The sequence below is a fragment of the Chloroflexus sp. genome (genome assembly GCF_056331925.1).
The window spans coordinates 1-22708 of sequence record NZ_JBWGQH010000023.1 but is presented as its reverse complement, the minus strand read 5'-3'; the positions used below and the strand labels follow the sequence as shown (position 1 = coordinate 22708).

Below are 22708 nucleotides of genomic sequence, written 5' to 3'. Positions count from 1 at the left end.
ATGCAGATACACTATTCCCAGATATCGCATTCCGTGCCGTGTTCATCATTTCATCAAGGATAACCGCAATGACAATTTCCATGCCCGGCGAGTTCCAGCGTCGCTATCTCGCGGCAATGCTGCACGGCAGCGGACGGGATGCTGATCGTGTGGTCGAACAGGCACTGGCCCAAGGGATCAACGCGCCGCACATTTACCTCGACATTTTCCAGCCCACTGCCTATGAGATCGGTCAACTCTGGCAAGTAAATCGGATCAGCATTGCACAAGAGCACCTCGCTACGGCAATCATCGAACGACAGATGGGTGAACTACATCCCTATTTTCGGCCCCGCATGCGGCGTCAGCGGCGAATCGTGCTCGGCTGTGCACCTGATGAATGGCACCGTGTCGGTATCCGCATGGTGGCCGATTTTTTTGAAGCTGAAGGTTGGGAAGTCATCTATCTCGGCGCTGCCGTACCGATACCGGCGTTCGTCGATGCGATCAAGATCGCTCAACCCGATCTCGTCGGGGTCTCAGCGGCAATGGTGTTTCATCTGCCACACGTCACCCATCTGGTGCGAGCATTGCACGCCGCCGATCTTGATGGTATTCCACTAATGGTGGGTGGATTGCCGTTTGTCCGTCAACCCGGCTTACACCGTGCTCTCAACATCCACCTCAGTGCGCCCAACGCTGCTGCTGCAGTTGCTGCGGCTAATCATGCGTTTCCTGTTCCAATCCGCGTACCATCCACACCTCACAGTAATGCTGCACTGCATGCCGTACAAGCCCTCCGTCGTCAGATCATCGACCGCGCAACGACGCTCGCCCTGCAACAGCATGATGAGACACAGTCTCTTGGTGCGCAAGCCCCTACGATTATTGCAGCCGGATACGAGTTTGTCACGCGCACCCTGGAAGCAGCCCTCGCTCCCGGTCAACCGGAACTGCTCGACGAACAGATACGCTGGGGAAACGAACGCCAGCTCTACGATGGGGTTATGCCTGAACACGTGCTACACCGCCTCGAAATCTACGATGCAGTGATCCGTGAACTACTGCCGGCTGAGGTGGTTGAGATCGTCACCGTGTATACAGAACGCATGATCGCCTTACAACGTTCGCTGATCGGAAACATCACTGCATCAACCTAGTACTAACGGCTGATGGGAGCAAATGCTTATTGTCGCGGTAATCTGATACCAATATGATAGAATTGTTGTACTACGATACCAAATTATAGATTGCACTTGTTGTTCGGCAAAGGGAACATTATGTCACAACAGTCGTCAGTAATCATTCCACACCCATACCGAAAAAACCGGGTCATTATCTCGCTCATCGTGACCATCCTTTTGGTGAGTATTCTCTTCGGCGCAGCCATAACTGCATTTGCCGCCGGTACACTGACCGTACATGTCTACACCGATACCAATCGTAACGGTCTGGACGATGATGGGCCGGGCAATGGCATCGCCGGTGTACTCGTATCGGTCTATACCGCCGATAGTGTGCTGGTTGGATTGAATACAACCGACAGCAACGGCGACGTGGTGTTTCCGGCACTACCCGATGGTGAATATCGGATCGAGGTTAGCAATCTCGGTGCTCGTGTCGTTTCGGTACCGGGTGCCGGTAACGCTGGCTTACTCTCGTTTGTCACTATCGCCGGTAGTGCAGTCACCCAACGGGTCGGTCTGCGTCCGGCTACACCAACCGATAATAATGCGCCGATCGGGACCCGCAGTATCGTGGCGCGGGTGTGGGATGATCGCGACGCCGACGGTGTCCAAGATGCGGGTGAACCGGGACTGAGCGGTATCCCGGTTCAGTTAATCGATAGTCTCGGCAACCTGGTGGCCGGCCCGGTGAACACCGATAGCCAAGGCCGGGCTATTTTCAACACCGCCCCAACCGGTGCCGGGTACCGATTGCGGATTCTCGCAGCCAATGTTCCCAGCGGTTATATCTTGACACAAGCCTTTGTCAACGATGGCGCCCCTAACCCCGGTATCCGTGACTCGGAGGCCGTCTTGGTAGGCGGGAACGTCGAAGCAACATTACCGAATACCGGCCGCGGTGTGAATGTTGATAGCATTGATATTGGCTTTGCCCAAGGTGCGGTACGTGGCTTTGTCTGGCGCGATAGTAATCGGAATGGCCTGTGGGATGTGGGTGAGCCACGGATCAATGGGGTAACCGTGCAGTTGGTGAATACCACCACAAGTGCGACGATTGCGACAACTACCACTCGCCAACGTATCGGCTCAACCGAACCGGCCGACGGTGGTATCTTTGTCTTTCCCGCCGTGCCATTGGGTGCAACCTATCAGGTGGTTATTCCCAACAGCCAATTTACCGTTGGTGCAAGCTTGTTCGGCGCGGCCAATTCAACCAATGCGACCGGCGGCGATGTTGGGTCACCGGACGGTATACCGAGTGGTGATGTAACCGGTCCCTTATTTTCTCTCACCTCAGGCAGTAATACGCGCAACGACCAGCTCTTCGGCTTCTACAAAGGTGTCGTCGGTGATTACGTTTGGCTCGACGATAACGGGGATAGTTCACCGAATAGCGGTGAAATCGGTGTCAATGGTGTCATCGTCTTTGTTGATGACGGTCGCGGCGGTGGAACCGCGAATAACGGTATTCGTGATGGAGGTGAGATCACTACCGTCACCACGAATAATCCCAACAGCGGCCAACCTGGGTACTACTCGTTCGATGATCTGCCATTAGGAGTGAGCTACCGAATTGTCCTCGATGAGAATAATTTCTTACCAGGTGGTGCGCTGGTCGGGCTAGGTAGCTCAACCGGTACACAGGGTACGAACGGCAACGGGAATACCTATGTATACCGTGATTCAAGCACTCTAAACACCTCATCTCCAGAAGATACGAATGTCGATTTTGGTCTCACGCGGGCGACCATCGGGAACCGCGTCTTTGAGGATCGCAACGGCGACGGCATCTATGACCCCGGTGAACCGGCCATTCCCAATGTAACGGTAAATGCTTACCGCGCTAGTGATGATGTCTTGCTTGGTACCGCGACAACCGATAGTAGCGGCATCTATGCTATTCCCGGCTTACCTGCCGAAGAAATCTATGTCACGTTCGACATCTCAACCGCGGGGGCTGGATACATTGGTTTTGTGGGTAGTATCGCTCCGTCGGGTACTATTATTGACCCATCTGAATCAACATATACCAACTATAGCGATTTGAGCACGAATGTCAGCGGCAGTATTTGGCGTACCGCTACGTTTACGCTCCCTAATCCGGGTGTTATTTATAACGGAATTGACGCCGGCTTTTACCGTCCGGCAAAGATCGTGGTACGGCTTTTCGGAGAAACGGTAAACATTAATAACACACTTGAGACTGGTGAACCCGGTATCGGTGGCGTAGCGGTGACCGTCACTAACACAGCTACCAGTGAGACGACGTCTCTCACGACTAATAACGTGAGTGGTGATGCGATCTTTGAACTTCCCCCCGGATCGTACACCGTTACTGTACCGACCCCAAGCGGCTATCTACCATCGCCTAGCAACAGCGGCAGCCTCAGCTTTTCGAACCTGCTTAGCCAAGATGTTGTCAATGCCGATTTCGGCTACTACCGACCGGGTCAAATCAGCGGCGTGACCTTTTTCGATGCTAACCAGAATAGTACTGCCGACAGTGGCGAGCCGCGTATGCGCAATGTCACGGTCGAATTACTCGATTCGTCAAGCAGCGTGGTTGCTACTACTACCACTTCACCATCCGGCACGTACAGTTTCACTAATCTGTTGCCCGGCAACTATACAGTACGCTTCACCAACCCTGATACCGGCAACTACGTCTTCATTACCGGTGGCGATAGTTCTGTTACAACACCGGGCGCGGTGTCTAACAGCAGCACTGCAACGCTTACGGCACCTTACAACGGCTCACTGACCAATATTAACGCCGGATTCCGCGGTCAAACAACGGTCAGCGGGCGGATCTTCGAGGATAATAACGGTGATAATTTACAAGATACCGGCGATACCAATTTAACCGGCGCAACAGTAGCCTTAACGGTAACAGCCAACTTACCGAATCTCGTTGCTACATTCCCGGCAACGATTACTACCGCGCCGCCTAACTATCAATTCACCGAATTGCCCGGCGGTACTATCGGCACTATTACCTATACCATCACCTTTACCCCACCAACCAGTGGTTACATCGCCAGCGATGCCAATGTCGGTGGTGACGATGCGATTGATAGCGACGGCCCGACCGTCACCGTAACCGGGCCGGCACCCGGTGGTACTCTTGACTTCGATCAAGGTTATTTCCGCAATGTGACCATCACCGCCCGTGTCTTCCGTGAACCGTCGACCGGACGGAATAATCAGTGGGATAGCGGTGAAAATGGCATTACCGGCGTGCGAGTCTGGCTCGAACGACTCGATAGTACTCGCGTGCAGACCGCCACGACAACAACCGGTGGCCTGGTGACCTTCACCGTCCGCCCCGGCTCGTATCAGCTCAACGTTGACGAAACCTCGTCAGCCCTGAGCGGTTTGCAGCCGTCGTCCGGCTCAACTGCGGCGATACCGGTTGTTGGTAGTCCGCTGAGTAGTGGTGGTAGCTCACTGACTGAGACTAGCCCGCCGGGGACAACCCATGTCTTCGGGTTCTTTACCTTCGGCACCGTCAGCGGACGGGTCTTCTTTGACGGGACAACCGGCCCGGCCGACAATTTGGCGACCGGTGAACCGGGTGTAAGCGGCGTCACGGTACAGTTGTTGGATGCCGGCGGGAACCCGATTAGTGGAAAGACGGCGACAACCGATAGCAACGGAAATTTCACCATCACCGATGTTGAGGGCGGTACCTACCGGCTCGAGTTTGTTAATCCTGCCGCTTCCAACTTCAGCTTCGTTGCCGCCAACACGGGCGATAATAACGTGGCTGCAATTGCGAGTAACAATGGTCGCACCAATACCTTCACCGTCATCGATGGACAAACGACGACCCGCAATGCAGCCATCATCGGGCGGAGTACCGTGAACGGTGTGACGTTCGTTGATCAAGCCTACGACGGGCAGCGTGTGAGCGACCCGGGATTAGCCGGTGTGACCGTAACGCTCACCGCAACGATCAATCTACCTAACTTGAATACAACAATTACACGCACGACAAGTAGCGATAGCAACGGGAACTTTAGCTTCACCGGATTGCCAGGTGGTACCTCAACGAGCGAAGCAAGCTTTAGTCTTACCTTCACTCCACCGTCGGTAACACCACCCTATCAGGTCACACAGGCCGATATAGGCGATAATGCCACCGATAGCGATGGCGCCACCGAATTGAGTAGCCAAGCACTCGGCGTCGGTACAACCGAGAGCCGCGATCAGGGCTACTACCAAGCAGTGATCGTGCAAGCACGAGTCTTTAACGAGACGGTGACGATCAACAACACATTTGAGAGCGGTGAAAACGGTTTACGAGCAGTGCCGGTTAACATCAGCGGGCCGGTTTCCAGTTCACAGCTCACCGATCTGTCTGGGATTGTTACCTTCAGCGGCCCGCCCGGAACGTACACCTTTACCGTGCCGACCGATCCGACCGGGTATATTCGCTCACCGGGCAATAGCGGTACGGCTAGCACCGGTCTAGTACTGAGCGGTCAAACCCCCGATCCAGTCCCGTTCGGGTATTATCGGCCGGCTCAGATTAGCGGCACTGTGTGGTTCGATGTTAACAGCAACGGCCTGTTTGACAGTGGTGAGCCGGGTATGGAGAACATCAATGTTACCTTGAACGGTAACAGCAGTGGTCCTCGCCCACCGGTCACTACTGATGGCAACGGTTCGTTCACGATAACCAACATCGAGCCGACCGGTCTCACTAACACGTCTTACCAGCTCTGCTTCGCATTACCTGCCGGCTTCACCTTTACCAGCCTTGGCGACACATTAACCACCGATAACAATAGCGATGCCAACCTTACAACCGGGTGTACGGTCGCTTTCTCGATCACCTCAGGTGCCAACCTGACGTATATCGATGCCGGGATGATCGGTACCTTATCAATCGGTGATCTAGTGTGGGAGGATGCGAACGCGAATGGTATTCAAGAAAGTGGTGAGCAGGCGCTTGACGGGGTGGTGATCACGGTAAACGTAGCGACTACCGGCAACGTGATCAACGCCACGAATCCGTCATTTACGTTCAGCACCACCTCAACAACGGGCACCGGCCTCGCACCAAACTATACGATTGGTAACATCCCACCAGGTAGCACGGTCACAATCCAATCGGTGAGCCGGTTCGGTTACGTGCTGTCACCGGCGAATCAAGGCAGTAACTCGTCTATCGATAGCAATGCGGTTGGTGAGAGCATTACGCTCACGACCAATAACCCCACGATTGACTTTGGCCTCTACCGAACTACTGCAATTGGCAATCTGGTTTGGTTTGATGCAAACGGCAACGGGCTGCGTGACACCGGTGAGCCGGGGGTCGGCGGCATAACCGTTGCCCTCCGCAACAGTAGTGGGTCTACAATCACGACGACCACAACCCTTGGTGATGGTAGCTATGCCTTTAACAATGTGACACCGGGCACCTACTCGCTCCAGATCACCCTGCCGGTCGGGTATACTACGACCAACAATGGCAGTGGTTCTATCACCGTCGATGATGACAACGACTTCCGTACCGATGGCACAACCGCCAATTTCACCATCCTAAGCGGACAAGCCTTAGGCAGTATCGATGCCGGCCTCCGCGGTACCGGTGGGGTAAGCGGTATTGCGTGGTTCGACACGAATGAGAACAACCAACGTGATCTGACAGAAACCGAGCGGCTCGCCGGTGTACAAGTGACGGTTACGTATACACCAACCTTACTGACCGCTTATGCGCAAACGGTGCAGACGACAACTGATACCAGCGGAGCATACAGTGTCACCGGTCTGCCACCGGGTCAGGTCACCGTTACCTTCACCGACCGGAACGGGTATGTACCGGCTCAACCGAATATCGGGGATGACGCAACCGACAGCGATGGTCCTGTAGTGACATTTACGCTGACCGCCGGTCAGCAAGCTGTCGTCGATATGGGGTATTACAAACGGGTACTGGTCTATTTACCGATGACCATCGTTCAGATACCGCCAGACCTGATTGTCACCGTGCAAGCGACCCCAACCAGTCCAAACAAGAATACACCGGTCACATACCGCGTCACAGTGACGAACATCGGACGCGAACCAGCCAGTAATTTCTGGGTCGATCTTTATGTCAATCCATCGCGACCACCGAACGTCAACGAACGCTGGAATGATCTCTCGCGCCAAGGGTTGGCGTGGTTCTTCGACGGCACCCTCCAGCCCGGTGAAAGTGTCACCCTGATCAGTCTGCCGCGCAGTACAACGAACCCACTTGGGTACGATCCGGCCACCAGTTCGTCAACGTGGAATGGACGCCTGCCTCCGGGACGAAATACCATCTACGTCTACGTCGATAGTTGGAACCGCAGTATTACCGGCGATGTGGTCAGTCCGTTTGGAGCCATCGAAGAGGTCAACGAGACCAATAACCGTGCAGAAATTATGATTATGGTCTCGGAATAAACTTCGGTTGCAGCGGAAAGGTTCGGTCAGCAGTGTCCAATCTGTGGTGCTAGGCATTCCACAGATTGGACACTATAGGAATACCAATTGGCTTGCAACCCTGCTATCATAGTTGTACGCCGGCAGCGATAGCCATCATTTCTTGTACCCAACAAGGAGTTGCGTATGCAACGTCGTATGATTAGTTACAGCATGATAATTTGTGGGATTGTGGCGATGATGATCGGTTTCACCCTTTTGCCGCTGCCGGCGTCTTCAACCGCCGCACCAGCCTTACAACCATCACCACGGCCCACGATTCCGCCGGTAACGGTGATCCCGTATAGCGAACCAACACCGGTACCGATGGGACGGATCACCGGAACCATTATCGATCTGCGCACCCATGCTCCAACACCCAATATCGCCGTACAGATCGGAGATGCCGTAGTCTACAGCGATACCAATGGCAACTATGATCGCTGGGTTGAGTCGGGGTATTACACCGTCACCCTCCAATTACGCGACGAGCAGGGGTCACCTGGTCAACCACCACTCACCATTGCGGTCGGCCCCGGTGATACCGTGGTGGCCCATCTCTTCTTTACCAGTCCGGCACCCAACGAATCATCAGCTCCGATAACGATCGAGGCTCCTACAACCGAACCGATAAGCGAGCCGGTAGCAGTTGTACCGGCATTACCAGAGGTCATCCCACCCAAACTGCCGTATACCGGTGTTGCAGATACACCTGCCGCCACCATCGATCGGCAACCCAATCGCCTACCACGCACGGCAACCACCATCCCGTTCAATACCCAATTCTGGTTTGTGATTGGTTTTATCCTGCTTGCTGGCGGGCTTGGTTTGCAGTTTTGGCCGGTTCGACAGCGAATACCATCACCGGCAGTCGAAGACGATGAGCACCTCCTCACTACACTCCTGCAATCACCGCTGCCGGAAGAGGAATTGTTGCATGAGCTGTTGACAGGACGATCAAGAGCTGGAGAGAGATGATAGAGTGGGCAAAGCAGAAATATTTGTGAGGCCCTACTTACCTTTGATGCTGTTAGCGCGAGAAGTAGCTCCGAGTGATCTTCAATGTTCTGCGTTGGACAGGTGTACTTTAGCGTATTCTGTCGCGCGAAGTTCTTATCCGATCAGGAAGCTACCGTCAGACCCAAAACTCGACCAAAGCCGATGGCATGGATGTGTATATAATGTACACAACCAGTACGTACTATTGTGCTTAGGGTAGGAACGAAAAGTATGATATAAAGATAACACAGTTGTGACAACTAGCCAATAGCAGAACAGATGGAGACGAAAGAGATGGTCTAGAGCAGAGGTAACATTTGGTTTATACCAGTAAAGGGCTGCTAAAGATCCCTATTACCCTTTTTTGATGCTCGCTGCTTGCTGGAGCCTCACCACTTCTGAAAAGTTTGTAACACGCTCTTGAGTAGTCGATAGACATATAAATTCTTGGGAGGTTGCTAAGTCTATGAAACTTCAAATATTTCGTCATCCTCTTGTTTTCAAGCTAATACCATGGATGGTTTTTGGAATTTTCTTTGGTTGGGGCTGGCGGGTTGAAAACCTTTTTACAAATCTCCCTGCGTATGGTGATGTACTAGAGGTTGTTTGGGGAATTCAGTGGTACTATCAGTCGCTATTCGTTTCACACGTCTCTCCTCTTTTTACACTACTAGTATTTCATCCGCTTGGGTGGCATACGGCAACACTAGCTTATACACCTACCTTGTTTTTAGTATCATTACCTTTCTATTTTATCGGTGGTCTTGGTTTTGCTTATAACATTGTTGCTATTGCTGCCCTTCTTGTTACTTTCAGCGGCATGATGCGCTTTTCAAAACTATTTGTATCTCAATACACAGCGATATTCGTAGCTTTGGCATTCACTTTTTGGCAGACAAGCTGGTCTTTTATTATGGGTCATTTGAATATAGCATGGATCTCAGCTTTGTTGCCATGGTTAGCTTGGAGTTTAGAGAGAGCCAAGGATGCATCGTCATCGCAACAACGTCGATGGCTCATAATTGCCGGTTTACTATGGGGTTTCATGATTCACTTTGCCCTGTATGGAATATTTATTGGTGGGCTCACCTTACTGATCTGGGGGCGTCAACTTCTTCGTCCTCATAGATTAGGACAAGTTCTGATTGTAGGGAGCATTGCACTTCTGACAGGTCTCCCTATTATTGGTCTATATGTTGTGGGTACCCGCGCAGATCGCACGTATGTTTATGGAGCGGAGAATAATGCTTATTGGGGAGCTAGTTTGAACAGTCTCTTAGTCCCTTCAGTTGGGCACGCGATAGAACCGATTCGGAATTTGGCCCGTGCGTTTTATCAGGGACCGTATAATGAATCGGGTGTCATGAATCTTGGACTGTTGACAATCGTTCTCGGATTAGTAGGATATGGTATATCACTCAAGTTCCAGTTACGAGGAAGAAGTCTTGTCATACTTACGTTCGCAGGTATCATCTTAAGTCTAGGTATATTCCTACGGTGGAATGGACAATTTGTTCAGATTCCAATATTTCGACCTATCAATTATTGGCTATGGGATATAGGGCACACTTTAAAACCTCATGTATTTGCCGAAACTATTCCAGAACCATTCGCAAATGGAGTGCCACTTCCAGGCTTTGTTTTAACCGCAATCGTTCCATTCTGGGAAGGAGCGAGAACCGCCTGTCGCTATGCAGTCTTTGGAATGTTGGGATTGTCCGTGTTGGCCGGTGTTGCATTAGATACTCTTCCCAAAGCAGTCCGTATTGGTCTAATTGCACTTTGGTTAGTCGAGATACTGCCTTCACCTACTCAAAGCTTACCTGTACCCCTTCAACCACATCCTGCCTACGCTTGGCTTTCACAACAGTCTTTGCAAGATGGCGAAGGGATTATTGATCTGATGTATCCTACCTTGCGGATAAGTGGTGAAATCCTATGGGCCACAACTTTGCATCAGAAGCCAACTGTTTCAGGTTCGGGATCATCCTGGCCATTGCATATTTTCGGGTTGTGGGATTATATGGCAAATTATCACACAGCTTTATCTGATCCTGAAACGGGAAGTATATTCAAATCATATGGAGCACGTTACATTCTGGTGCATATCATCAATGACCGATCACAAGAAATGTGGACGATGGTACAAAATAACCCGGTAATCAAACCAATTACGTGTTTTGATCCACTTCCTACCCCTAATCCATGGCCCTATCCTATCTGCGTAGCAGAGTTGCATGCTGATACACGCTCTATACCACTTATGACGAATAAAGGATGGTTTGGACGGGAGCCATGGGGGAGGTGGGCAGATGGACACAATTCTACAGCCGGATGGATAGCTGAGACGGCACAAGATTATTTCCTCCATTTAACTGCGGCACCATTCTGTGTGCCCGATCGTAAGCAGCATATTTCAATTCGTGTGAATGGTGAGAATTTCGGATCGTTTCGGTGGCGAGATTGTGAGGTACGTAAGGCAACTATACTGATTCCAGCCACAGTAGTTAACACGGGATGGAATGAAGTATCATTGGCTTATGCCTATGCCGCTCGACCGAGTAAAACGACCCATGGTCAAAACCCCGATCCTCGCCTACTGTCAGTTGCTTTCTTAAGACTAGCAGTGGAAGGACAATGCACTTGCCATCGTAATACCATCCCTCCAACGATCAATCCTGCCCGCTAGCAACAAACGCAGTACCGAATGATCGAGATCACTATACCCACGTGTAGCAAGGGTTGCATCGCAGGCAATAGTATTGTGTAGATGCGGCGTTACCGAGCCTGTCCTTTTTGTCAGACTGCAGTAAAGTTGCATCGCAGGCAATAGTATTGTGTAGATGCGGCAAGTCGATCCCAACTGCGGCGACCACACTGATGCCATACGCAGATCCTTGAGCTGTATTGTAACTTTACTGCCCAAAATGTAGCGTTGTGCCGCTTATGTCAAAGGCGTGATCCGGCGCTTACGGGTAAAGCTTGAACCCGATCCCTCACACCCGCGCTACATCATCACCGAACCGCACGTTGGCTACCGCTTCAACGACAATGCAACAGTCGGCGGATAAAACACTGCTCGGTTCACTTCACCCCTTCCACCAACAACATGTGCAACGCCGAATGATCGAGATCACCGTACCCAAGCGCTACCAACGTCTCGTAGCGCCGAATGGTATCGGCCAAGTGTGGCAACTCAACGCCGGCAGTAGCGGCCATTGCCGCCGCCATACGCAGATCCTTAAGCTGCGTCGTGACTTTACCGCCGGGAATGTATTGCCGTGCCGCCATTCGGGCGCCGTGGAGCTGCAACACTTTCGAATCGGCAAAACCACCGGCTAAAGCAGCCCGTAGGACGGCCAGATCAAGACCATACCGTTCGGCCAATACCATCGCTTCAGCAACCGCCTGAATGGTCAGCCCGACGATCAGTTGGTTGATGACTTTGGCTGTGTGACCGGTGCCGGGTGGCCCAACATGGGTCGGTCGTCCCAAGGCATTCAGGATAGGCCACGCACGGGCGACATCGGCTTCAGTCCCACCGACCATAATTGCCAACGTACCATGCGCTGCCCCTTCTGGCCCACCCGAAACCGGTGCATCAACCCAACCAATGCCACGTGCCGCGAACGCTGCTGCATGCGCCTGTGAGTGACGTGGATCGGAGCTGCCCATATCGATCACAAGGTGGCCGGCGTGTAGCCACGGATCGATCTGGGTCAGCACATCGTCAACCGCAGCCGCATCACTTACCATCAGGATGATCGTCTCGGCCTGTGCCGCCTCGCTGAGTGAAGATACCAGCGGAATCCCGGCGGTTAACGTCGGATCGAGGGGGGACCGATTCCACCCCACCACCAACCAACCGGCATTGAGCAGCGTGCGCGCCATCGGACGGCCCATTAAACCAAGGCCGAGTAACGCAATCGTCATAGGTTTGCCTCTGGTGTCATCGTCCGTTCCATCAAACGTCGTAAGCGAACGACCGGATGGTTCGTTTCGTAAGCCACATCCTCCCAGCGAACAATTGTTCCGGCAGCGATTGGGCGCAGGGTACGGAGCCCGTGCGCGAGGCCTATCGGTAACGCACCGGCAGCCACCGAATCCACCGCCGGCATTAGTTTGCCGTACACCGTGTAGCCGCCTTCACCATCGAGCATCTCACCTTCAGCCAGATCGCGTTTGGTAACCGCCACTACATCACCGAGAAACGCCTGTGGGTAACCGGTCGGCTCCTGTCGCAGCCCTACACGTAAGACCGAGATCGGCAATTCGAGACCGATCAGATGGTAGGGCCGATACAATGCACTATAGACGCCACTGGCATCGGTCACAAGACCGTATTCAGCAAAACACCGGCGTACATAGTCGTTGGGGGCGGCAAATACGACGTAAACACCCCAGCGTAGATCGCGAAACACCGGGCGCCCGTCACGTTCGAGTGACGAGACCACTTCGACGGTGCCGGCATGGGTGAGTTGCCCACCGGCCGTTTGTGGACGCAACACGTGCGGTAAATCATCAACACCACACGGTGGAAAGCTGAGACCGTGAGGCTGTGGACGCAAGTGACAGGCATTCGCCACTGCGGCCATCTCGATTGCCGATTTGGTGCCGTCGAGGAACGAGTTGAACATCTGCGGATTCATACCACCGGCTGCAGCCTGTTCGGCACTCAACCCGTAGTATTGCCAGACGGTATCCGGTGTGCTTTGATGGTAATGCGGCAAATAACGTGTCCCTTTTCCGGCGCAGATGACTTCAAAACCACAGGCGCGCGCCCACTCGACCTGTTCGGCAATCAGCGCCGGTTGATCACCGTAAGCCAACGAGTAGATAACTCCGGCTTTGGCAGCACGACGGGCAAGTAGCGGGCCAACCAGTGCATCGGCTTCAACATTGACCATCACAATGTGACGCCCGTGCTCGATAGCCAGCAGACAGTGCGACACACCCGCTGCCGGTACACCGGTTGCTTCAACGACCACATCAAGACCATCGGCAGCGATAAGCGCCGCTGCATCATCACCTACATAGGTTGTGCCACGATCACGTGCATCGCTGAGTGAGAGCGCCGCATATTGCGCCTCTGGCCATCCGGCACGGGCTAACGCCATCCGCGCCCGCTCCGGGGACAAGTCGGCTACACCCAACACGTGCAATCCGGCAACCCGACGCGCCTGTGCCAAAAACATCGTCCCAAATTTACCGGCGCCGATCAAACCAACCCGCAACGGGCGATTCTCGGCGGCCCGACGCGCCAACAGCGAGAGGAGATCATTCATACATTCCTCACCAACTGAGCTAGAATCATCTAAGTTTCATTATTGTACCCGATCAGATTGTGGTACACTGCCAGTATGAAGCGGCAACTTCTCCAACAACTGCGGGCACTCAGCAATCAACGATGGCGCCAATATGCCATCGAAACCCTTGTGCGCACAACCGGCGCCGGTTTGATCTTGGTCTGCTTCGGTCTCATCTTACCGGTGGTTGGTTTGCCAACGTTGCCACGTCCGTTCCTCGGCTGGCTCGTCGTTGGCAGTGTCCTCTTCGGCTGCGTCCGTACCCTTACCTTTCGTTTATCACCCTCTGATGCAGCCCGTCGCCTCGACCGTCGTTTTCGGCTGCACGAAATGCTGAGTACGGCGGTGGAATGGAGCGGTGAACAACAGGGGGTCGCGGGTTACTTGCAGAACCACGCCCAAGAGATGGTAACCCGTATTCAATATTATGTCGATCAAAAACGTCAACCCCTCTGGCCGGATACACTGATGCTCGGTGCCCTCTTGTTGGTAATCGCCGGCTTGCTGGTCTTAGCACCTCCGCCCATCGCATCGGTTGGCGTTGCCGAACCATTACCCGATCTCAACCGGCCCGATCCGGTGGCTCAACCACCACGGCCCGATCCTTCATCGCCAACGGGAAATGAAGCCAGATCGGTGAGCAGTGGCGATCCGCGTGCATTATCGGCGCTAGCCGATGCGTTACGCGATCAGAGTATGACTCGTCCAGCAGCAGAGGCGCTGGATCGGGGTGATATTGCCGGCGCCGCCGAGGCACTTCGCGAATTAGCCGATCAGGTAGGTAATGTATCGCCGGCAGCCCGTGATTCGTTAGGTGAGACGTTGCGAGAAGCGGCGCGTGTGGTCGATCAATCGCTCCCCGACCTTGCCGATCAGTTGCGTGCAACGGCCGATGCGCTGCAATTCGGTGATACGACGGCGGGCGCCGTCGGCCTTGAGGCTCTCGCCGATGCGCTTGAACAAATACCCACCCAAACCCAAATGGCTGCCGAAGGTTCAGGTGGCGGAGCAGGGAATAGTCCCGGTAGTCAGCGTCGTGAACAACCGTTTACACCGCTTGGCCTTGATGGTACGCCGTTAGAGTTGTCAACCAACGGCTCCGGTCAAATCTCGACAACTGGTGATACCAACCGTCCACCAACCGGTACACAGTCGGGTCGGTTGCCGATCCGGTCGAGTAGCACCACCGGTGGTGGTATCGTGCAAACTGCCGACGATCCGCTTCGGATACCTACGGATGTGCGCGATGTGGTTCGCGACTATTTTTCGCCGTAAAACAACACCGACCGAACCGCCGTTATTCACTGAGGCATTTTTGCGCCGGCTTGAGCAGTTGAGCGTACAAGCGCAACGCACCTTGCGCGGTACGCCGATTGTTGGTCACCATCCGAGCCGACGGCAGATGCCGGCGACGGTGTTTACCGATCACCGCCCGTATGTGGCCGGCGACGATCCCCGTTACCTCGATTGGCATGCGTATGCGCGCCAAGAACATTTGTTGGTGCGACTGGGTGAAGTTGAGCAAGATGTCACCGTCAGCGTGATCGTTGATACGTCGCGTAGTATGGCAACCGGTGATCCGCAACGGTTCCGCCTGGCATTGCAATTAGCCGGCGCAATAGGGTATGTGGCCCTTGCCCACGGCGATCAAGTTTCGGTGTTCGCCGGCGATCAGGAGCACCCGATATTTGGGCCGGTGCGTGGGAAGACGCTGTCGACAGTGATGTTTCGTAGCTTACAAGCCCTTTCGCCGGCACCGTCTATCGACGTTGCCCAGATCGCACGACAAACAGCGCGTCGGAATCCGCACGGTGGGTTGGTTCTCCTGATCTCCGATTTATTGACACCGATGCCGGTTGAGGTCTTGGCTCAGCACTTACCTACACCGCGCTGGCAGGTGCAAATCTTGCATCTGTTGAGTCGGGCCGAGCTGGACCCCAATCTCTCCGGGTCGCTCGAACTGGTTGATAGCGAGACCGGAACGCAATTGACCGTTGATCTTGATGATGAGACGTTGGCGGCTTACCGATCGGCTGCCAGTGCATGGCGGACGGCGCTGGCCCAACGCTGCGCACGTCGAGGGATCGACTATGCGCCGGTTATGTGCGATTGGCCGCTCGAACGCCAGATTATTCCGTTTCTCCGTATCCGTCGCTTTTTAGGCTGACGAACAACACGATAGCTATTCATATCGACCCTAGCTTCGGAGCGAGCATGTCGCTGCTAGCACCATTCGGATTACTCGCCCTCTTGACCCTCCCGGTGATTGTTGTGCTCCATATGGTGCGCTCACGCCGGCGGCGGGTCGTTGTCCCGTCACTGCTGTTATGGCAGCAGATCCCGTTACGTCCCTCGACGAGACGTCGGCGACTGCGACTAACGCTGCTATTGCTCCTCCATCTCATTGCCGCCTTGCTGATTGGGTTGGCGTTGGCCCAGCCGCAAATCGTGTTGCCGTGGTTTGGTCCGCATCGGTCAATTGCGATCATTATCGATACCTCGACCAGTATGGCACTCGCCGAAGGTGGAACGACGCGGCTAGAACGAGCACGGCAACGCGCAGCAACGGTGATTGAACAGATGGGATGGCAAGATCGGGTAGTCTTGATTAGCGCCGGCCCAAGTGCTCGCCTGATCGACCATGACAGCGCCGCCGAGCGGTCGCGTTTGCTGACAGCGCTCGCAGGAGTGCGTGTCGAGGGTACCGGTAGTGATGTTGGCGGTGCCCTTACCATTGCCGAGACGTTATTGCTCGATCAGCCCGGTGCGCGAGTGGTGTGGTTGACCGACGGCGCGTTACCACCACCCAACACGATGGACCTACGCCTTCCACTCCAGATTGAAGTACTCGGTACATCCCAACCCAACCGGGCAGTTGTCACGTTGGCGGCCCACCGAGGCTCTGCTGGAGTCTATCTCTATGCGCGGCTAGCTAATTACGGTACGCAATCATTTCGCGGGCCGGTTCGCCTCCTCGCAGATGATCAGCTTACACAAACCGAGACGGTAAGTATTCAACCTAACGCAGCTATCGAGCTGACATGGACATTACCCGGTCCGGCTCAACAGATCCAACTCGAGTTCGCCGGTAATGATGGATTACCGCTCGATGACACTGCTACGGTGAATGTGGATAGTCAACGTCCTGCCAGAGTCACGCTGGTAGCCCAAACAGCATCGGCACTAGTACGGGTGTTACAGGCGATGCCGGATGTAACCCTCACCGTCGTTGACCCGGCAACGTACACCCCCGATCCGACCACCGATGTGACGATATTTATCAACACTGTGCCGACACAATGGCCGGGTGGCGGCGTACTTGTGATTAACCCGCCTGGCAGTGTCTTACTCCCGAACACGGGAACACGCCTCGCCGAACCGGTCGTTACCCTGACCCCTGCCGGTGAGTCGCTGTTGCGTGATGTCAATCTGAGCGGCATTGCTTGGGGACAAATCGGGGTGCTGGAACTACCGGATTGGCTGACCCCGTTGGCCTTGAGCGGGGATACCCCGTTACTGGCGCGTGGACGTTTCGAGCGTAGCGAGATCGCGGTCTGGAATTTTGATCTGAACAATAGCCCGCTGGTCGGTCGGTTAGCGTTTCCTCTGCTCGTGGTGCGGACGGTACGCGATTTAATGCCGCCACCCCTCCCGCCATCACTAACCCTCGGCACACCACTGACCTACAAGTCCGATCTGCGCGCTACCCATTTGGACGTGCAAGCCCCAGATGGTAGCCGGCAGACGTATCCGTTGCAACCGGCAATCCCGATCATTATTGAACCGGAGCAAGTCGGTCTTTATCACCTATACGAATGGGCCGGCACACAACTACTCTCCGAGACGACCATCCCGGTCAACGCCGGCGCAATCGGTGAAGCCGATCCGACTCCACGATTGACCAGTACAACGCTTGGCCCGGTAGCAACAACACCAACCGCGCAGCCGGTAACGGTACCACAACCGTTGTGGTCGTGGCTGCTTATCGCAACCATCATTGTACTCGTGGTTGAATGGTTCTACGTGCAGCGCCGACCATCGGTGGAGGCAAGATGATTTGGCAAGCTCCACACATGTTTTGGCTATTACTCGCGCTACCGGCATTGGTGCTCATCTGGCGCCGTGCCGGACGGCGGCTACCTTGGAGGGTGGTTGGCCTGCGATTAATGATCCTGACCCTGTTGATCGGTGCGCTCGCAAACCCGGTGAGGCAACAGGCTGATACACCGGTTACCGGGCCATTGTTGGTGATCTACGATCAATCGGATAGCCTGACCCCCGCCGGTCAAGCAGCGATCCGGGCCGAGGCTGAAGCAATTGCCACTGCAGCCGGCCCCCAAACACGTTTACTCGCATTTGGGGCGAACGTCGTGGCCGGAAATGAGCGAATGCCTGACGGCGCTGGGAGTGATCTTGCGCATGCGTTACGGACTGCCCGCCAGTTATTGCCGTCAGGTGGGCGAGTAATCTTGATCGGTGATGGGCACAATACAGGGGGTGATGTGCTGGCTGAAGCGCAACGGGCAGCCGCTGCTGGTATCCGCGTCGATGTACGGTTTATCGCACCCCCGGCTACTCCCGAAATCACCGTGACACGCCTCGATGTTCCGGCACTCGTGCGGAGTGGCGAACCGTTTGACATTACCGTCACTACAACCTACCAACCGATTGACGATCCGACGCCAATCGCTGCCGATTTGCGGATTTGGGTTGACGAACAGCTGCTCGGCGAGGAATCGGTGGTCATTCCACCCGGTCAGTACCAATTTACTATCACCCATACCGCAGAGCAGCCAGGTCTACTCAGTCTGCGCACCGAGATCATTCCGACCGGCAACGACACCTTCGCAGCGAACAACGTTGCTGCAGCGACAGCCCTCGTGATGCCGCCACCCCGCATCTTACTGGTCGAAGGGTCTCGTGAAAACGGCGCCGTACTTGGTGCGGCGCTTACTCAGGCAGGGATGGAGGTTGAGCGGGTGTCGGTTAGTGCCGTACCGGTAGCGCTCAACCGTCTCGCAATGTACGACGGGATTGTGTTGGTTGACGTATCGGCGAATCAGCTCTCATTTGAACAGATGATGTCGTTGCGCGAAGTCGTGCGGAGCGAAGGCAAAGGGCTGACGGTCATCGGCGGCAATCAATCGTTTACCCTTGGCAGTTATGCCCGCACGCCGTTGGCCGAAGCGTTGCCTCTCCTGATGGAACCTCCACCACGCCCACAACGCACACCGATTTCGCTCTTGCTGATTATTGACCGTTCGGCCAGTATGAGTGCCTCGTTCGGAGTGAGTAAGTTTGATTTGGCGAAAGAGGCCGCCATTCTTGCCCTCACTGCGCTCCAAGCCGACGACCGCATCGGCATCCTCGCCTTCGACACCGATACGATCTGGACGATACCGTTCCAAACGGTTGGCGAGGGATCGGCCGTTGCCGAATTGCAGACTCGTATTGCCACGATGGCAATTGGCGGTGGCACGAACATCGAACGGGCGCTGGCAATTGGGCTACCGACGCTGGCCGCTGAGCCACACAGTGTACGCCACGCCGTCTTACTGAGCGATGGTCGCAGCTATAGCAACAACTACCCACGCTACCAGCAGTTGGTTGAGACGGCCCGTGCTGCTCAGATTACGCTTTCGACCATTGCCATCGGCACTGACGCCGATACCGATCTCCTCGATCAATTGGCACGTTGGGGGAATGGACGCTACTACTTTGTGCCCGACGCCGCCGATTTACCGCGCATCACGTTGCAAGAGAGTGAAATCGCCGGCTCCGAACTGACCGTCGAACAACCTTCCCCCGTGCGTCTCAACCAGCCGCATCCGCTGGTACGGAACTTCGATCCGAGCACCCTACCGCTCCTCGATGGCTATATCGCGTTACAATCTCGCCCGGAGGCCACCGTAGTCCTGAGTAGTCCGGCGGACGATCCATTGTTGGCCGTCTGGCAATACGGCTTAGGTCGCAGTGTCGCGTGGACGGCCAGTACTGCGGCGCCGTGGGCTACACGTTGGCCGGCTTGGTCTGAGTACGACCGATTTTGGAACCAAGTCGTACAGTACACCATTCCGACCCCTGACAGTGGGCCGCTCCAGGTTTGGGTCGAACCGCTTTCGCGTGGGATTCGGCTGATGGTCGATGCCCAGACTGTCGGTGGGGTACCGATTGATTTAGCGCAGGTGAGTGCACAGATCACGTTCCCTGACCAAAGCAGCCAGCGCATCAGTTTGTTACAAATTGGGCCGGGGCGCTACAGTCGTGATGTGGCACTTGGTGAAGTTGGTCCGTACCAGGTTGTGGTAACCTTATTTGCCGATGGGCAAACACTGCAACGTAGTATCGGCTATGTGCAGGTACCGCCGACCGAATACGCGATCCACGATCCGGCGCAGGGTGTGGAGCGCTTGCGTCAGATTGCTGCAATTACCGGTGGGAGCACCGAGGTCATAGTCATAGACGAAGCATCAGTAGCGATGCCGGCTTCTCCGCAAGAACTCTGGCCGTGGCTGGCTTCACTCGCTCTGGCCTTGTGGGTTGGAGAAATAGCCCTGCGACGTAACCAATTATACGAATGACACAACGATGATCCCTGCTATCAATACGATTATCACGACCGCCATCGCCAAACGCATCTTTCCCGGGGCAGTGGTACTGGTCACCCAACGTGGTCGTGTACTCCACGCTGCGGCTTATGGAACGACAATGTACGATGACCCCGGCACCCAAACGGTAACGCTCGACACCATCTATGATTTAGCCTCGCTTACCAAAATATTCACTGCGATAGCGGCATTACGCCTGCACGATGCCGGAATGTTGCCACTTGATCTACCGGCTCGTTTCTGGTTACCGGAACTGGCGAATGACGCGATCACCGTGCGCCATCTGCTTAGTCACCGGAGTGGACTAGCCGTACAATTGGCACCACTGGCCCGTGTCGGTGCGCATGCGATCAGACGTGCCGTCTATACAGCACCTGCCGTACATCAACCTGGCAGTGTCACCGAATACGCCAATCTCAACACCTTTCTCCTTGGTGAGGTCGTCGCAACCGTCTACGGTGGTCCACTCGAGGCGGTGATTGATGAGCTAGTTTGTGCGCCACTTGGGATGCAGTACACGCGCTTTTGCCCACCATTCGAATGGCGCGGACGGATTGCGCCAACCGAATGGGATTGGGAATGGCGTGGTGGGTTGGTACATGGCGTCGTCCACGACGAAAGTGCGTATACATTGGGAGGAATCGCCGGTCATGCCGGTATGTTTGGTGTTGCTACCGATGTTGTGAGGCTAATCGAACTGTGGTTATGTGAAGGTTCGTGGGAAGGGGTACAGCTCTTACGTCCCGAAACCGTTCTCGCTGCTCGCACACCACAACCTCCGATTGACAATCAGAAGATTAGTGGATTGGGTTGGATGCTACAACGACCGTACATGGGGCCGGCAGTAGCGACTGCATTCGGGCATAGTGGGTTTACCGGGCCGATAATACTTGGCATTCCTACCGCAGACATTGCAGTTGTTGTCCTCTGTAACCGCACGTATCCGCAGCGGACACCGCCACCCCCGCAGCATATTTCGGTGATTGCTGAGGTGGTGCATGCAGTCGTTACGACGCTCGGCTGCGCGATAGCATGAAACGTGGGTATAATACAACTAGAACTGAACGAAACTTCAAGTGAGAGCATTGAAGAGGTAGTAACGATGAGCCGTAAACGGTATCAGCAATGGTTCCGCGTACTGAGTGCAATTATCATCGGTATTCTCGTCTTGGCGCTGGTGGTAACGGCGATAGTACCGTATTAATTGGAAAGAGTGATCTATGCCCTACACGATGCTCTACGACGGTAACTGTCGTCTGTGTCGCAGCCAAGCCTCGCTGGTAGCGGCGTATGATGAGCACCACCAGATCGAGCTGATCGATGCCAGCAGTGCCGAAGCCCGTGCGCGGTTTCCCGAGATTACCCCTGATGAAGCTATGGGGCAACTACACGTCGTTGGCCCCGACGGTACGATCTACCGGGGTGCTGAAGCAGTACGGGAATTATTATTGCAATTACCGGCGTTGCGTGGGTTAGGTGAATTATTGCGTCTGCCCGGCGCACTCACATTGGCGCAGCCCGTCTACGAATTTGTTGCGCGCAATCGCTACTTGTTTGGCGGCAACCCGACGACTTGTGACGACGGCTCATGCCGGTAAGCATCTTTAAATGTTTGGGATAAGAGGTTCCTTGATGGAGCCGTGGAATGTGCCAAACTAACCGTGCGAAAAAATCCCCGATGAGTAAGTCCCATTGAAGCGTTTTGTGATGATGACTCCATAGTTCATCTCCCACACCTGCTAGGGATTCTCCCGGTCCCGGCGCCATTTCATGGGGTTTCGTGCGATATATTCCCTAATGCGATGCAAAGCTTCCTCGGTGTGGATGATGCGTTCGTAATAATTGCGTTGCCACAATCGCCCCCGGAAGGGCGGCCATCCGGATGTTTTGACCCTTCGAATGTATTCCACCGTGACGCGGGATTTGAACGCGCCGACCACATCCCCAATTGTAGGGGCAACCCTTGTGGTTGCCCCATCCTGGGCAGGCACGAGGCCTGCCCCTACGTGTTGGGTTATGACGAGGATGCCGTGGATGTGGTTGGGCATCACAATGAATGCGTCCAATTCTATGTTAGGAAACCGTTCCGGTATTCTCTCCCATTCGGTTACCACCATGCGTCCAACATCATTCAGTCGCATTTCCCCATCCACCACATCGCCAAATAGGCATGCGC

General features: G+C 54.7%; 14 protein-coding genes. 11 read left to right on the top strand and 3 right to left on the bottom strand.

Features of this window, described 5'->3' with window-relative positions; genetic code table 11:
• The first annotated feature begins 68 nt into the window (after positions 1-68).
• From AC01ZF_RS12580 to AC01ZF_RS12560, 5 genes are all read left to right on the top strand, one after another.
• Entirely contained in the window at positions 69-1139 is a 1071-nt protein-coding gene (locus AC01ZF_RS12580) for a cobalamin B12-binding domain-containing protein (protein WP_424675093.1), read from the top strand.
• 120 nt (positions 1140-1259) lie between these two features.
• A complete protein-coding gene (locus AC01ZF_RS12575) occupies positions 1260-7601 on the top strand; it encodes an SdrD B-like domain-containing protein (RefSeq protein ID WP_476575390.1) in 6342 nt (2113 codons plus the stop codon).
• Between the two features lie 165 nt (positions 7602-7766).
• Positions 7767-8597, top strand: coding sequence for a hypothetical protein (locus AC01ZF_RS12570; RefSeq protein WP_424675091.1), 831 nt, complete (start codon positions 7767-7769; stop codon positions 8595-8597).
• Positions 8598-9084: 487 nt separating this feature from the next.
• The gene (locus AC01ZF_RS12565; protein WP_424675090.1) at positions 9085-11307 is read left to right on the top strand and encodes a hypothetical protein; all 2223 of its coding nucleotides are present in this window, start codon (positions 9085-9087) and stop codon (positions 11305-11307) included.
• 268 nt (positions 11308-11575) lie between these two features.
• The gene (locus AC01ZF_RS12560; protein ID WP_476575389.1) at positions 11576-11689 is read left to right on the top strand and encodes a winged helix-turn-helix domain-containing protein; all 114 of its coding nucleotides are present in this window, start codon (positions 11576-11578) and stop codon (positions 11687-11689) included.
• Between the two features lie 13 nt (positions 11690-11702).
• Here the strand turns inward: AC01ZF_RS12560 and AC01ZF_RS12555 are convergent, their stop codons facing one another.
• Positions 11703-12551: an NAD(P)-dependent oxidoreductase gene (locus AC01ZF_RS12555; protein WP_428112440.1), complete on the bottom strand. Its 849-nt coding sequence runs from the start codon at positions 12549-12551 to the stop codon at positions 11703-11705.
• Positions 12548-13903 (bottom strand): NAD(P)H-dependent oxidoreductase, encoded by a 1356-nt coding sequence (locus tag AC01ZF_RS12550; RefSeq protein ID WP_424675088.1) that lies wholly within the window; start codon positions 13901-13903, stop codon positions 12548-12550. The genes AC01ZF_RS12555 and AC01ZF_RS12550 overlap by 4 nt, the downstream gene beginning before the upstream one ends.
• Before the next feature lie 75 nt (positions 13904-13978).
• Here AC01ZF_RS12550 and AC01ZF_RS12545 point away from each other — a divergent pair, with 75 nt between their 5' ends.
• From AC01ZF_RS12545 to AC01ZF_RS12520, 6 genes are all read left to right on the top strand, one after another.
• Complete coding sequence (locus AC01ZF_RS12545) at positions 13979-15199, top strand: hypothetical protein (protein ID WP_424675087.1); 1221 nt, start codon at positions 13979-13981, stop codon at positions 15197-15199.
• On the top strand, positions 15171-16091 hold the full coding sequence (locus tag AC01ZF_RS12540) for a DUF58 domain-containing protein (RefSeq protein ID WP_424675086.1): 921 nt from the start codon (positions 15171-15173) through the stop codon (positions 16089-16091). Before AC01ZF_RS12545 ends, AC01ZF_RS12540 begins: the two co-directional genes overlap by 29 nt.
• Before the next feature lie 47 nt (positions 16092-16138).
• Positions 16139-17980 (top strand): vWA domain-containing protein, encoded by a 1842-nt coding sequence (locus AC01ZF_RS12535; protein ID WP_476575388.1) that lies wholly within the window; start codon positions 16139-16141, stop codon positions 17978-17980.
• Positions 17977-20505, top strand: coding sequence for a VWA domain-containing protein (locus AC01ZF_RS12530; protein WP_424675084.1), 2529 nt, complete (start codon positions 17977-17979; stop codon positions 20503-20505). Before AC01ZF_RS12535 ends, AC01ZF_RS12530 begins: the two co-directional genes overlap by 4 nt.
• A 7-nt stretch (positions 20506-20512) precedes the next feature.
• Positions 20513-21568 (top strand): serine hydrolase domain-containing protein, encoded by a 1056-nt coding sequence (locus tag AC01ZF_RS12525; protein ID WP_428112435.1) that lies wholly within the window; start codon positions 20513-20515, stop codon positions 21566-21568.
• A 184-nt stretch (positions 21569-21752) separates the two neighbouring features.
• A complete protein-coding gene (locus AC01ZF_RS12520) occupies positions 21753-22130 on the top strand; it encodes a thiol-disulfide oxidoreductase DCC family protein (protein WP_424675082.1) in 378 nt (125 codons plus the stop codon).
• Between the two features lie 141 nt (positions 22131-22271).
• Here the strand turns inward: AC01ZF_RS12520 and AC01ZF_RS12515 are convergent.
• The coding region (locus AC01ZF_RS12515; protein WP_476575387.1) for a transposase at positions 22272-22708 on the bottom strand (437 nt) is incomplete at its 5' end.

What these genes read in the sequence shown, in the direction of transcription:
- AC01ZF_RS12580 (WP_424675093.1), top strand. Translation starts at nt 69, where the DNA reads ATGACAATTTCCATGCCCGGCGAGTTCCAGCGTCGCTATCTCGCGGCA.
- AC01ZF_RS12575 (WP_476575390.1), top strand. Translation starts at nt 1,260, where the DNA reads ATGTCACAACAGTCGTCAGTAATCATTCCACACCCATACCGAAAAAAC.
- AC01ZF_RS12570 (WP_424675091.1), top strand. Translation starts at nt 7,767, where the DNA reads ATGCAACGTCGTATGATTAGTTACAGCATGATAATTTGTGGGATTGTG.
- AC01ZF_RS12565 (WP_424675090.1), top strand. Translation starts at nt 9,085, where the DNA reads ATGAAACTTCAAATATTTCGTCATCCTCTTGTTTTCAAGCTAATACCA.
- AC01ZF_RS12555 (WP_428112440.1), bottom strand. Translation starts at nt 12,551, where the DNA reads ATGACGATTGCGTTACTCGGCCTTGGTTTAATGGGCCGTCCGATGGCG.
- AC01ZF_RS12550 (WP_424675088.1), bottom strand. Translation starts at nt 13,903, where the DNA reads ATGAATGATCTCCTCTCGCTGTTGGCGCGTCGGGCCGCCGAGAATCGC.
- AC01ZF_RS12545 (WP_424675087.1), top strand. Translation starts at nt 13,979, where the DNA reads ATGAAGCGGCAACTTCTCCAACAACTGCGGGCACTCAGCAATCAACGA.
- AC01ZF_RS12540 (WP_424675086.1), top strand. Translation starts at nt 15,171, where the DNA reads ATGTGGTTCGCGACTATTTTTCGCCGTAAAACAACACCGACCGAACCG.
- AC01ZF_RS12535 (WP_476575388.1), top strand. Translation starts at nt 16,139, where the DNA reads ATGTCGCTGCTAGCACCATTCGGATTACTCGCCCTCTTGACCCTCCCG.
- AC01ZF_RS12530 (WP_424675084.1), top strand. Translation starts at nt 17,977, where the DNA reads ATGATTTGGCAAGCTCCACACATGTTTTGGCTATTACTCGCGCTACCG.
- AC01ZF_RS12525 (WP_428112435.1), top strand. Translation starts at nt 20,513, where the DNA reads ATGATCCCTGCTATCAATACGATTATCACGACCGCCATCGCCAAACGC.
- AC01ZF_RS12520 (WP_424675082.1), top strand. Translation starts at nt 21,753, where the DNA reads ATGCCCTACACGATGCTCTACGACGGTAACTGTCGTCTGTGTCGCAGC.